The 12,355-nt window shown below is 64.3% G+C and carries 10 protein-coding genes; 1 reads left to right on the top strand and 9 read right to left on the bottom strand.

Annotation, left to right across the window (positions count from 1 at the left end; genetic code table 11):
- Window positions 1–76: 76 nt before the first annotated feature.
- Window positions 77–1,888, bottom strand: coding sequence for an ABC transporter ATP-binding protein (locus PMM47T1_RS16650; RefSeq protein ID WP_008370938.1), 1,812 nt, complete (start codon window positions 1,886–1,888; stop codon window positions 77–79).
- Window positions 1,889–2,173: 285 nt separating this feature from the next.
- Here PMM47T1_RS16650 and PMM47T1_RS16645 point away from each other — a divergent pair, with 285 nt between their 5' ends.
- Window positions 2,174–2,497, top strand: a complete 324-nt coding sequence (locus PMM47T1_RS16645; protein WP_043301179.1) for a DUF6388 family protein — start codon at window positions 2,174–2,176, stop codon at window positions 2,495–2,497.
- Between the two features lie 115 nt (window positions 2,498–2,612).
- Here PMM47T1_RS16645 and PMM47T1_RS16640 read toward each other — a convergent pair whose 3' ends face one another.
- From PMM47T1_RS16640 to PMM47T1_RS16605, 8 genes are all read right to left on the bottom strand, one after another.
- Window positions 2,613–3,056 carry a RidA family protein gene (locus PMM47T1_RS16640; protein WP_008370936.1) on the bottom strand — a complete coding sequence of 148 codons (444 nt, stop codon included), beginning with the start codon at window positions 3,054–3,056 and terminating at the stop codon, window positions 2,613–2,615.
- A gap of 31 nt (window positions 3,057–3,087) precedes the next feature.
- Window positions 3,088–4,665 (bottom strand): flavin monoamine oxidase family protein, encoded by a 1,578-nt coding sequence (locus tag PMM47T1_RS16635; protein ID WP_008370935.1) that lies wholly within the window; start codon window positions 4,663–4,665, stop codon window positions 3,088–3,090.
- Between the two features lie 11 nt (window positions 4,666–4,676).
- On the bottom strand, window positions 4,677–5,603 hold the full coding sequence (locus PMM47T1_RS16630; protein WP_043301178.1) for a transporter substrate-binding domain-containing protein: 927 nt from the start codon (window positions 5,601–5,603) through the stop codon (window positions 4,677–4,679).
- On the bottom strand, window positions 5,600–6,385 hold the full coding sequence (locus PMM47T1_RS16625; protein WP_008370933.1) for an amino acid ABC transporter ATP-binding protein: 786 nt from the start codon (window positions 6,383–6,385) through the stop codon (window positions 5,600–5,602). The genes PMM47T1_RS16630 and PMM47T1_RS16625 overlap by 4 nt, the downstream gene beginning before the upstream one ends.
- A complete protein-coding gene (locus PMM47T1_RS16620; protein ID WP_008370932.1) occupies window positions 6,378–7,331 on the bottom strand; it encodes an amino acid ABC transporter permease in 954 nt (317 codons plus the stop codon). The genes PMM47T1_RS16625 and PMM47T1_RS16620 overlap by 8 nt, the downstream gene beginning before the upstream one ends.
- A gap of 11 nt (window positions 7,332–7,342) precedes the next feature.
- The gene (locus PMM47T1_RS16615; protein WP_008370931.1) at window positions 7,343–9,775 is read right to left on the bottom strand and encodes a TonB-dependent receptor plug domain-containing protein; all 2,433 of its coding nucleotides are present in this window, start codon (window positions 9,773–9,775) and stop codon (window positions 7,343–7,345) included.
- Between the two features lie 351 nt (window positions 9,776–10,126).
- Complete coding sequence (locus tag PMM47T1_RS16610; protein ID WP_008370930.1) at window positions 10,127–11,470, bottom strand: LLM class flavin-dependent oxidoreductase; 1,344 nt, start codon at window positions 11,468–11,470, stop codon at window positions 10,127–10,129.
- A 14-nt stretch (window positions 11,471–11,484) separates the two neighbouring features.
- Window positions 11,485–12,285: a class II aldolase/adducin family protein gene (locus tag PMM47T1_RS16605; RefSeq protein WP_008370929.1), complete on the bottom strand. Its 801-nt coding sequence runs from the start codon at window positions 12,283–12,285 to the stop codon at window positions 11,485–11,487.
- Between the last annotated feature and the right edge of the window lie 70 nt (window positions 12,286–12,355).

Here is a 12,355-nt window from a genome sequence, read left to right as displayed (position 1 = left end):
GTTTACTGTGCCGCAGCCCGTTTAAAATCAAAAGGAATTGATTGTGCTTTTGATATTCCTGAAGGATATATATCTGTCAGGCCGGTTCCTCCACGCCCTGGGCCTGACGACTCCACAAACGGTAGTAGTGCCCGTGCTTGCGCAGCAGTTCATCGTGGCTGCCATCCTCCACCAGCCGGCCATGGTCCATCACCAGGATGCGGTCCAGGTGGGCGACGGTAGACAAGCGGTGCGCCACCACCAACACTGTCTTGTTGTCCATGATTTCGTCCAGCTTGTCCTGGATAAAGCGCTCGGTAATAGAGTCCAGGCTGGAAGTAGCCTCGTCCATCACCAGGATCGGCGCGTCCTTGAGAATCACCCGGGCAATGGCAATGCGCTGGCGTTGACCGCCCGACAGCTTGACCCCGCGCTCGCCCACCAGCGATTCATAGCCGTGCTCCATCTGGCCGATGAACTGTTCCGCGCCGGCGCGGTGGATGGCCACGTCCAGTTCCTGTTCACTGGCGTCCAGGCGCCCGTAGTGAATGTTTTCGCGAATGGTGCGGTGGAACAGGCCAGGCTCCTGGGGGATCAGGCCGATCTGCCCGTGCAGGGAGTGCTGGGTGACCTGGCGCACGTCCTGGCCATCGATCAGTACCGCCCCGCCCTGCACGTCGTACAGGCGCAGCAGCAGGCTGAGCAAGGTCGACTTGCCCGACCCCGACGAACCCACAAGGCCCACCCGCTGGCCAGCGGGAATGGTCACGCTGAAGCCGTTGAAGATGGCCTGGCCCGGGCGGTAGCCGAACGTCACGTCACGGAACTCGATGTGCCCGCGCTTGACGTCCAGGCGCGCGGCCTGGGCATGGTCGGTCACCTCGTGGGGGCGAATAAGCGTGCGCACGCCATTGGAAATGTTGCCGGCGGCCTCGAAAAAATCAAGCAGGCGCCGGGCCAGGTTGCCCACGTCGTTGACGATCAACAGCGACAGGCTGGTGGCCATCACGAACCCGGCCAGGTCCAGGCGCTGCTCGCGCCACAGGTACAGTGATAGCAGCACCATGCCCAGTTTCAGCGCCACGCCCAGGGCCGAGAGCAGCCAGCGGATTTTCTCCATGTAGATGAATGCCCGGTACGCCGCCTTCATCTCGCCGTTCAGGTAGCGGTTGAGGTAGTCGTACTCATAGGCATGGCGGGCAAACAGGCGAATATTGGTGAGGTTGCTGACCGCGTCCACCACCTTGCCGTTGCTCAGGCTGCGGGCAGCGGAAAACTGCTGGGCCAGCGGCTGGCTGCGGCGCGCCAGCCAGTAGCTGACCGCGATGAACAACAGGGCCCACACCAGCATGAACTGGCCCAGCACCGGCGCGGCCAGGTACAGCAGCAGCACCGAAACGCTGAGGGTGACCAGTACTGGCATCAGGTCGAACAGCACGATGGCGATGGTCATGTTGACCCCCATCGACACCTCCGACACCCGGTGAGCCAGGGCGCCGGCGAATTCGCTGCTAACGAAGCGATGGGAATGCTGTTGCAGGTAGGCGAACAGCGTCTGGGTCACGGCGCGGCGCTGCAAGGGCACCACATGGATATGGCAGCCGTTGCCGATGCGCAGCATCAACAACTCAGCCACCAGCAACAGGCCTAACAGGGTTAAAGGCGTGCTCAGCGCGCTGAACGCCTGGTGCAGGTCGTCCAGGTGGCTGATCATGCCGGTGAGCTTGCCCAGCCCCCAAGGGACCAGGATCGTGCACACCGCTGCGCCAATCTGTAGCAGAAGAATGGCCAGGTACCACCCTTTGAAGCGTTGCAGAAACAATAGTACGAAGCCCAGCGGCGAGGCTGGAAGGTGGTCGACCTTCCAGTTCGGCCGGGGTGTTTCGGGCGTTGCAGTGCTCTGGGACATGGGTCAGCGCTTCCTTGGCAAGTCATCCGCAGGATAGGCGGCGTCCATGACAATCATTAAATGTGCCAGTGTTGGTACAAACGTACAGATTTCTGGCAGCGCCCGCCCACCACGCCATGCCGCGACGCAATCTGTGCCTCGTCAAAACAACCTGGACGTCGGCGGTGGCGTGCCTTTCAGCGCCCAGGCGCCTGTTGGCCAGGTAACAGTGCCAGTGCGCGGCTACCTGCCGATTTCCGCGCGGCATTGTAGACTGTGGGTCCCACAGCCCTTCGCAGGTAAATGATGATCGACCCCGAGCAGCGCCACCCCGCGGCCCTTGAGCGTTTTCTCGCGGCCCACGATGACATCCGCCAGCAACTGGACCAGCTCAACCCGCTGGAAGCCCAGGCAGCCGGGCTCACCGCCGGCCAATACCGGGCCGAGCGGTTGCACGAAGCCTTCGAAATGGAAGCTGAGCGTCAGGGCCTGTTTGCCTGGGAGTTGACCTTGCAACTGACGACCGACTCGCCCGAGGACTTCCAGGCCCAGCGCCTGGAAGTGCATAAGGAAGTGGCCGAAATGGCCGGCATGGACTGGGACGAATACCGCGGGCTGTACGGGCTGTAGGCACTGCCGTCAGGCTGTGAAGGCGCGCGCACAGCGCGCCCGCGATCGATATGATACCGCCGAAGCGCCCGCGGACCGTTTCGCAACCTGACGACGGATGGCCGCCCCGCATCGCCTACACGCGTGCCGTGCGGCGTACGGCAATGCCGTCGATTTCCACCAGGGCGCCGGGCAGTGGCAGGCCGGCTACCTGGATGGCCGTGCGTGCCGGTTTGTTCGGCTGTTCGGCGGTGCCGAAAAACGGTGTATAACCGGCCTGCAGGCCGGCGAAGTCCAGGCGGCCTTGCAGCTCGGGCACGCCGACCAGGAATACCCGCAAGGACACGATATCGCCCAGCCCCAACCCCTGTTCTTCCAGCACGCCACGCAGCTTGCGCAGCACCGACTCGGTTTGGGTGCGGGTATCACCATAAGCCGCCGAAGTGCCCGGCGCTGCGTGGGGGTCAGCGACATCCGGCAACGCGCCGCTGAGGAATACCAACTGGGCATCGGCCGGCACGCTGACGGTTTGGGCAATGGGGGCGCTGGCAGGGCCGGTACGTAGAATGGGTTGGCTCATGAGTGTCTCTCGTGTGGATGAAAAAAGGGGTTCAAGACGCCAGGGCGGTATGGCGCTGGCGGATCACCTGGTCGGCCAACTGGCCCACTGCGCGGCGTGCCGCATTGGCCGCCGATTCCTGCCAGATGCCGATGCCGTTCTGGCCCAGGCCGTCGCTGGCCAGGTAGATGCGGCCCTGGGGCTGTTCCAGCAACGCGTGGGCCTGGGCAGCGAAATGCTCGCGTTGCAGCCACGGCCCTTCGCTGTAGGCCACCTGCTCCCAGGACACAGCCAAGGGATTGCGCAGGCTCTGGGCTTGGCCTGGGTGCAGCAATTCCACCGCTTCGGCGGAGGCCGCGTATTGCTCACGCAGCGGTTGGCGGCCGAATTCGCCAGCGCCCTCGCCCGTCACATACCCCGCCACCAACAGGCCCTTGGGGCTGTTGAGCTCATTGCTGGGGTACCACAGCAACCGTGCAGAGTGTTCCAGCCACGACAAGCCGCCGTAGATGCGATCGTTCTGCTCCCAGAAACGCGGCGCTTCCCAGGCCACCTTGGTGGCCTGGTCGTTGCGGGTGCTGTGCAGCGCGGCCTTGAAGGGTTCCCCGAAGTCAGTGTCAAGGCGCGCCAACAAAGGCAAAGGCACCGTGGAAATCAGGTAGTCAGCGCGCTCCACGCAGCTTTCACCGCTGGCCGCATCGTCGTAGGTCACGCTCACCCCTTCCCCGCTCTGACGCAACTGACGCACCACCGCGCCGAACTGCAACTCGTCCCGCAGCCGCTGCTCGAAGGCGGCGGCAATGCGATCCATGCCGCCCACCGGTTGCAGCATGGTGGCGGAAAACTCCGGGTACTCGGTGTGCAGCAACGCGCCCCACAGCTCTGGATGCAACAGCCGCTCCAGGGCCACGGGCGCACCGAATGCCGGTAGCGAGCCCGGCGCTGGCGCGGCAATGCCGTGGCCAGCGCGCAGGCTGCCTTCGTACACCAGCTCGGCGGACAGGTCACCGTAGCTTTGCAGAAAGGTCAGCAAGCGCCCGCGCTCTTCGGCAGACAGTTGATCGTCCAGGGCATCGCGGTTAATGGCCGTGGCCAGCAGCCCGGCCAAATGCCCACGGGTGTCGTTCAATGCCTGGCGCACGCTGAAGGCGGGCTGTTGCAGGTCGGGACGCAGTTGTGCGCTGTGGCTGGTGTTGACCAATACTTCAAGGGGCACGCCCAGCTGGCTGCAGTAATCGAGGATAGTGCGGTGCTGGCTGGGCAGGCGCGCGGGGCCGGCGTTGAAATACAGGCCCGGGGCAAACTGCGCGGTCTGGCTGCGGCCGTCCAGATAGTCCACCCGGTCGCCGTGGCGCAGGGTCCAGTTACGTCCGCCCACCCGCTGGCGGGCTTCGAGGATGCGCACCTGGAAACCGGCACGCTTGAGTTCGAAGGCCGCCACCAGGCCGGCGATGCCAGCGCCCAAAATCAGCACCTTGGCGCCCTTGCCGGTCTGGTCGTGATAGTCCAACTTCTGGTATTGCAAATGAGTCGATGGGCCCAGGCCCAGAGCCGCCAGGGCAGCCTTGGCGGCTTGTTCGCCGCCTACCGCGTTGATGCTGGCGAGGGCTTCACGTCGTGTCAGTGCCATGGTCGTGCTCCTCAGTCCGGCAGGCCCGGTGGGTTGATCTGCGAATGGTCGATGCGTTCGGCGTCCAGGCCCCAGCGCTGCAGCACGCTGGCGTACTGGCCGCCGGCGATGGTGCCCTCAAGCGCCGTCTGGATCGAGGCCACCAGGCCATTGCCCTTGCGGGTGGTCACGGCAATGTCAGCCTTCAGCGGCCAACCGCCATTGACCAGGCCCACCTGCTTGATGCCGCCTCGGGTGGTGGCGATGTAGGACAGCAACGAGTTGGGGGCGAAAATGGCGTCTACCCGCCCGGACTGTACCGCCAGGGTGGCCGCAGCCTGGTCGTCCAAGTACACCGGCGTGGTGGGTTCAAGCCCGGCCTTTTCATTGGCCTCGCTCCAGGCCAGCAGGACTTTTTCCTGGTTGGTGCCCGAGCCGACCACCACTTTCAGGCCGGCCACGTCCTTGGCTTCCTTGATGGAGGCGATGGAACTGCCGGATTTCACGTAGAAGCCCAGCACGTCCTGGCGGTAGGTGGCGAAATCAAAGCGCTTCTTGCGTGACTCGGTCACCGTGACGTTGCTCAGCACCGCGTCGTACTTGCCCGAGCTGACGCCCAGGGGCCAGTCTTCCCAACTGGTCTGCACCACCTTCAGTTCAAGGCCCAGACTGTCGGCGATCAGCCGTGCGGTGTCGGCCTCGCTGCCGATGGTGCTCTTGTCGTCGCTGGCCAGCAGTGCCAGGGGTGGCCCCGACGCGCCGGCAATGGCCACGGTGAACTTGCCGGGCTCGGCAAAGGCGAAACCGGGCGGGATTTGCGCGATGGCCGCCGGGTTGCGCGGCGCATCAATGTGCGCCTGTTGCGGGCTTAGGTTAAAGGCCGGTGGGGTTTCGGCGGCCAGCGCCGGCAGCGCGGCCGCCAGGGCCAGCAAGGCAAAGGCAGGTTTCATGGCAGTCATTCCTTTAACAGAGGGGCAGTCAGCACCTTGCCCAGAAAGGCAGCGGTGCGGGGGTGGCGCGGGTATTGAAAAATTACGTCCGGCGGGCCTTGCTCCACCAGCTTGCCGTTGCAGAGAAACACCACGTGGTCGGCCACCTCGCGGGCAAAGCCGATCTCGTGGGTAACCACCACCAGGGTGGTGCCCGAGGCGGCCAGGCGGCGGATCACGTCCAACACCTCGCCCACCAGTTCCGGGTCCAGGGCTGAGGTGGGTTCGTCAAACAGCAGCACCTTGGGCTTGAGCGCCAAGGCGCGGGCGATGGCCACGCGTTGTTGCTGGCCGCCGGAGAGTTGCCGGGGGTAGGCATCGGCCTTGTCCTGCAGGCCCACCGAGGCCAGCAGCACCAGGGCCTTTTCACGGGCCTGCGCCCTGCTCCACAGCTTGTGGGCCAGGGGCGCCTCAGTGATGTTTTCCAACACCGTGAGGTGGCCGAACAAATTGAAGTTCTGGAACACGAAGCCCACGTCCAGGCGGCGCTTGAGCACCTCGCGTTCCTTGAGCTCGTGCAATTGGTTGCCCTTGCGCCGGTAGCCTACGTACTCACCGTCGATGGTGATGTGCCCGGCGTCGATCTTCTCCAGGTGGTTGATGGTGCGCAGCAAGGTCGACTTGCCCGAACCCGACGGACCCAGGATCACCGTGACTTGGCCCGGTTCGACCGTCAGGTCTATATCGTCCAGCACCCATTGATTACCGAAGCGCTTGCTCACGCCTTGAATCTCGATGCGCCCCTCAGCCATGGGTGTTCTCCTTCAGCCAGCTGCGCAGGCGCTGCAATGGCGTGGGCGGCACATTGCGCAGGGCGCCACGGGCGAAATAGCGCTCCACGTAGTACTGCAGGCTGGTCAGCGCCGTGGTGATCAGCAGGTACCACACCGTGGCCACGATCAGCAGCGGGATCACCGCCTGGGTGCGGTTGTAGATAACCTGCACGGTGTAGAACAGCTCGGGCAAGGCCAGCACGTACACGATGGAAGTGCCCTTGACCAGGCCAATCACTTCGTTGAACGCCGTGGGCACGATGGAGCGCAACGCCTGGGGCAGAATGATGCGCAAGATCCGCCGGTGGCCCGGCAGCCCCAGCGCTGCAGCTGCCTCGTGCTGGCCATGGTCTACGCCCAGAATGCCGCCGCGAATGATCTCGGCGGTGTAGGCGGCCTGCATCATGCCCAGGCCCAGCACCGCCACGGTGAACTGGCTGAGCACGTCCACGGTGGACCACTGCTTGCCCAGCTCGGTAAACGGCACGCCCAGCCAGATGTGGTCATACAGGTAGGCAAAGTTGTACAGGATGATCAGCACCAGCAGCGCCGGCATCGAGCGGAAGAACCAGATATAGCCCCACGCCAATGACGCCAGCAGCGGCGAGCGCGACAACCGCGCCAGGGCCAGGGCGGTGCCCAGCACGGCGCTGAGCAGCGTGGCCAGCACCGTCAGCAACAATGTCTTGCCCAGGCCCTTGAGCACCGCGGGCGCCAGGAACCACTGGGCGAACACGCCCCATTCCCAGCGCGGGTTGGTGGCCAGCGAGTGGGCAATGCCCAACAGCACCAGGGCGGCAAACGCCGAGCCCACCCAGCGCCACGGGTGGCGGGCTGGAACGATGTGCAAGGTGGTGTCGACCCGTGGCGCCGGGGCGGCCTGTGGGGTCGCACGGTAGTCGACCGTTTGGGAGACGATAGGCATGAGCAAGCTCCTCAGAAGGTGTAGGTCAGGCGGGTGTAGTAGTAGCCACCGGTGAAGCCGTACGGCGAATAGACCCCGTAGCTGCTGACCATGGTGGAAGACGGTACGCCCTGCTTCTTGGGGTACACGTCAAACAGGTTCTTGGCGCCCACGGCAAGGCTCAGGTCCTTGGTGAGGTGGTAGCCCACGTCCAGGTCGGTGATCCATTGGGCGTTCCACACCCGGTCCAGAGAGCGGTCGTCGGCGTCGTTGACCTCTTTCCACGAGCCGTAACGGGTCAAGCCCAGGTTCACGTCGAACTTGTCGATGCTCCAGTCGCCACCCAGGATCAACTTGGTCTTGGGCTGCACGCCGGTGAGCAGGTTGCGCGCCTGGCGGTCCATCAACTGGTACTCGGTGCCACCAATGTCGGTAGCCGCCTTGTAGCTGAGGATTTCGGTCTGGTTCCAGTTGAAGGCGGCGGTGTATTTCAGCGAACCCCAGGCGCCCAGGTCCTGCCTGTAATTGCTCACCAGGTCCAGGCCCTTGGTGCGGGTGTCCGCGCCGTTGAGGAAGTACTGGCCACCAGATGTGGAGGTGATGCCGTTGCTCTGCAGTACCTGGGTCACTTCGTCGCCCAGCAGCGTGCCGGTCAGGGTGATGCGGTCGCGGATGTTGACCACGTAGGCATCAGCGGTGAAGGTCAGGCGGTCGTTGGGGGTGTAGGTGGCGCCAAGGCTGAAGTTAGTGGAGCGCTCGGGTTTCAGCGAGCTGGCGCCCAGGGCCTTGGCCGCCGCCGAATCCACCGGCAGCACGCCGTAGTTGATCGACTGGTACACGCCGTCCACCACGCCGTAGGTGGTGGACCTCGCACTGAACAGGCTGTTGGCCAGGGACGGCGCGCGGAAGCCGTTGCTGATGGTGCCGCGCACCGCAAATTCGGGGGTGAACTCATAGCGGGTAGTGACCTTGCCGCTGCGTGTGGCGCCCACGCCTTCGTTGTAATGCTCGTAGCGCACCGCGGTGCCCAGGTACCACTGGGGCAAGGGGTTGATGCCCACGTCCAGGTAGCTGGCCACGTCGTTGCGGCTGGCGCTGGCCTCTTCGCTGGGCGAAATGCCGTTGGTGACCTGGGCCCCCGACGAGGCGCAGTCGCCGGCCGACACGCAATAGCCGCCATCGGCGTAGGAGGCGTAGTCGCCCTTCTTCACCTCGTAGCTGTCGCGGCGATGTTCCAGGCCCCAGGACAGGTCCATGGGCTTGCTCAGGCCAACGTCGTAGGTGCGTTTGAAGTCCAGGTTGGTGGTCAGTTCGTCCGACACCCAGGTACCGTTGGTGAAGCTGTTGGGGGTGGCTTCGCCCAGCGATGGGTTCTGGTTGTGGTAGCTGCCCTGGGTCGCTTCGTTGCGCCCGTAGGTGGTGGACAGGTCCCAGTCCCACGCCCCCACCAGGCCCTTGGCGCCGCCGGCGAACTGGTAGTCGTCTTCCTTGATGGTCCACACCGGGGTGTAGCCGTCCGGGTAGCCATTGGGCCCGGTGGTGATGGTGTTGGTGATGGTGGGCAGGCGGAAGTTCTGGCCCTGGGCCGCTTCGCGGTGCGACACGGTACTGAACGAGTACAGGGTCAGGTCGTTGATCGGCAACTCGGCGTTGTAGGCCAGGTTCAGCAAGTTGATGCGCGGCGTGCCGTAGCCACCGTAGGTGCTGGTGCCCGCCCGGTCGTAGGCCTGGGCGTAGGTGTAGCCGTTGGCGCTGGCCTTGTTGTCGGCGTTTTGGGTACGGGCGTCCAGGGACAGGTGGACGATGCCGCCGTCACCGATCTCGAAGCCCTTGTCCAGGCTTTGCTGGGCGGTCTGCTTCTTGCCGTCGTAGCCCTGGCCGGCGTTGGTCACCGAGGTGCCGCTGGTGTCGGCCTTGAGGATCACGTTGATCACCCCGGCGATGGCGTCCGAGCCGTACTGGGCCGCGGCGCCGTCACGCAGCACTTCGACATGGTCGATCGCGCCGATGGGAATCATGTCCAGGTCCACTGGCGCGGCGCCGGTGTTGATGCCATTGATGTTCAGGGTGGCCGCCGTGTGGCGGCGCTTGCCATTGACCAACACCAGCACTTCGGCGGCGTTCATGCCCCGCAGGTTCGGCGCGCGGGCCATGCCGCTGGCGTCCCAGCCGGTTTTTTCCGGCAGGCTCAGCGAGGGGATCACCGCACTCAGCGCTTCCATGAGGCCTGGTTTGCCGGTTTCCTGCAGTTGCTTGGCGCTCACCACGTCGATGGGCACCGGGCTACTGGTCACGGTGCGCTGCTCGCCACCGCGGTTGCCGGTGACCACGACGGTGTTCAGGGTATTGTCCTCGGCCTGGGCAAAGCCCGAGAACAGCACGCCAGTGATGGCCAGTGCCAGCGGGCTGATGGGCAGTTGAGAAGTGAAAGGATTGCGTCCACTGCGTTGGCTGACGAATTCCATGTGTGTTGCGACTCCCGTCCAACACCTGCGGGCGGGTGCCCGTCCGGGGCACCGATAGGCCGCAGGCCTGATCTGATGGATACCATCCGGGGGTGGGGGTAGGTGGTCTGGAACTACAATAGGAGAATAACTGAGAGACGTATAATTCTATTTCGACATATATATGTATGATTTAATTTTATTGTTTTTATCTTATTTCATTACATAACGGAATTTTATAAGTGAGACCTTGAAACACGTAAGAGCTGCCGCCAGGCTGCGAAGGCGCGCGCAGCGGGCCCGCACCGCCGAAGGTTCTGCGGACCTTTTCGCAGCCTGTCGGCCGCGACCACAGACTGAAGCACCTTGGCATCAAGCGGAGACTTTCAGGTGTGGCTCCGCCCGCCGCGCCTGGCTATGGCGATTCCCAACCACCGGCAAACCCAGGTGCCCGCGCAAGGTGTCATGGGTGTACTCTTCGCGGAACAGACCCTTTGCGCGCAGCAGCGGCAACACCCGCTCAGTGAAGGCCTTGAACTCGCTGGGTGCGGTCAGGCGAATGTTGAAGCCATCCGAGGCGCCTTCCACGAACCAGCGCTCGATCTCATTGGCCACCGTTTGCGGCGAGCCCACGAAATGCGAGAACGGCGTGGCAAAGCGCAAGGCCGCCTGGCGCAAGGTCAGCCGCTGTTCGCGGGCCACCTGCTTGATGTGCTCGGCGTGCCCGCGGTAGCCATTGCTGCCCAGGTCGCCCAGGTCGGGAAACGGTTCATCCAGCGCGTACTGTTTGAAGTCGTGGTAGTTGAACGGCCGCCCCAGGTGCGTCAGGGCCTTGTCCAGGTCCAGTTCGCCGTACAGTTGGCGTTCGATGGCCCTGGCCTCCTCGTCGGTGTCGGCAACGATCGGCGCGATGCCCGGCAGGATCACCACGTGCTCCGGGGCCCGGCCGGCGTCGGCGGCTCGCCGCTTGACGTCACGGTAATACACCTGGGCGTCTTCAAAATTGTCGACGCCGGCGAAGATACCTTCGGCAAAATCCGCCGCCAGCGCCCTGCCCGACTCGGAAATCCCGGCTTGGAAAATCACCGGCTGGCCCTGTCTGGAGCGGCCGATGTTCAGCGGGCCGGTCACCGAGAAGAACTCGCCCTTGTGGTCCAGCCGATGCTGGCGCGTGGTGTCGAGGAACACTTTGCGCTGCTTGTCCCGGGGGAAGGCGTCGTCCTCGTAGGAATCCCATAGCCCCTGCACCACTTCCAGGTGCTCACGCGCCTTGCGGTACCGCTCGGTGTGGTCAATGTGTGCTTCGCGGCCAAAGTTGCCCGCCGCCCCTTCCAACCCGGTGGTCACCACGTTCCAGCCGGCACGGCCGTTACTGATCAGGTCAAGGGAGGCGAACTGGCGCGCCACGTTGAAGGGTTCGGTATAGGAAGTGGTCAGGGTGGCGACCAGGCCGATCTTCGAGGTGGCACCTGCAATGGCTGACAGCAGGGTCAGGGGCTCCAGGCGGTTGAGGTAGTGCGGCGCCGAATCCGGGGTGATGTAGGGGCTGTCGACGATAAACACCAGGTCGAACTTGGCCGCCTCGGCCTGGCGCGCCTGTTCGCGGTACCAGTCGATGTTGACGCTGGCGTCGCCGGGTATTTCCGGGCTGAGCCAGTCGGCCTGACCGGTGCCGACGCCGGTCAGGATGGCGCCCAGTTTCAGTTGTCGGGTCATGTTCGGGTCCTTGATCAGTTTTTGTAGTCAACGTCGGTGCGTTCCAGTTGGCGAATCAAGGCATTCCAGTGCCGCGCCACACCTGGGCCGTCGCCGCTGGAATGGCCCTTGGCCTGTTGTTCCACCTTTTCCACCACTTCACGGGGCGGGAACACCAGCTCGACGTTGCCCGCTGCCTGGGCCGCCACCTGAATGGCGCAGGCGCCCTCCAGGCCGTGCAGCTGCTGAAAGGCATGCTCCACGCTGACGCCGCCGGTGAGCAGGCCGTGGTTGCGCAGAATCATTACGCTCTTGTCCCCCAGGTCGGCTACCAGGCGCTCGCGCTCGTCCAGGTCCAGGGCTATGCCCTCGTAACCGTGGTACGCAACGCGCCCGGAAAAGGCGATGGAATGCTGGGAAATGGGCAGCAGCCCGTCTTTCTGCGCCGACACGGCGATGCCGTCGCGGGTGTGGGTGTGCAGCACCGCGTGCAGGTCCGGGCGGGCGCCGTGGATGGCGCTGTGGATCACGTAGCCGGCGTAGTTGATGCCCAGGCCGGTGGGGTCGTCGACGATGGTGCCGTCCAGGTCCACCTTGACCAGGTTGGAGGCGTTGATCTCGTCGAACAGCAAACCGAAGGCGTTGATCAGAAAGTGTTCTTGCGGGCCGGGCACGCGGGCCGAGAAATGGGTGTAGATGTGGTCGGTCCAGCGGTGCAGCGCGGCCAGCCGGTAGGCGGCGGCCAGCTTGACACGCACTTCCCACTCTTCGGGGCTAACGCGATCGCGTACGTTGGTGGGGGTGTTGTGAAGCGTTAAGGACGTGACGCTGCTCATTGGCACTGCTCCCTGTGGGGCCTAGGACTGTCGTGCACGCAGCCTAAGCGCCCTTGGGGGCATTTAAAAA

Source organism: Pseudomonas sp. M47T1 (assembly GCF_000263855.1).
Lineage (GTDB): Bacteria > Pseudomonadota > Gammaproteobacteria > Pseudomonadales > Pseudomonadaceae > Aquipseudomonas.
Note: the sequence above shows the minus strand (reverse complement) of the source record. Positions and strands in the feature narration are given on the sequence as shown.

Coding starts and splice junctions, on each gene's coding strand:
- PMM47T1_RS16650 (WP_008370938.1), bottom strand. CDS start 1,888: ATGTCCCAGAGCACTGCAACGCCCGAAACACCCCGGCCGAACTGGAAG.
- PMM47T1_RS16645 (WP_043301179.1), top strand. CDS start 2,174: ATGATCGACCCCGAGCAGCGCCACCCCGCGGCCCTTGAGCGTTTTCTC.
- PMM47T1_RS16640 (WP_008370936.1), bottom strand. CDS start 3,056: ATGAGCCAACCCATTCTACGTACCGGCCCTGCCAGCGCCCCCATTGCC.
- PMM47T1_RS16635 (WP_008370935.1), bottom strand. CDS start 4,665: ATGGCACTGACACGACGTGAAGCCCTCGCCAGCATCAACGCGGTAGGC.
- PMM47T1_RS16630 (WP_043301178.1), bottom strand. CDS start 5,603: ATGACTGCCATGAAACCTGCCTTTGCCTTGCTGGCCCTGGCGGCCGCG.
- PMM47T1_RS16625 (WP_008370933.1), bottom strand. CDS start 6,385: ATGGCTGAGGGGCGCATCGAGATTCAAGGCGTGAGCAAGCGCTTCGGT.
- PMM47T1_RS16620 (WP_008370932.1), bottom strand. CDS start 7,331: ATGCCTATCGTCTCCCAAACGGTCGACTACCGTGCGACCCCACAGGCC.
- PMM47T1_RS16615 (WP_008370931.1), bottom strand. CDS start 9,775: ATGGAATTCGTCAGCCAACGCAGTGGACGCAATCCTTTCACTTCTCAA.
- PMM47T1_RS16610 (WP_008370930.1), bottom strand. CDS start 11,470: ATGACCCGACAACTGAAACTGGGCGCCATCCTGACCGGCGTCGGCACC.
- PMM47T1_RS16605 (WP_008370929.1), bottom strand. CDS start 12,285: ATGAGCAGCGTCACGTCCTTAACGCTTCACAACACCCCCACCAACGTA.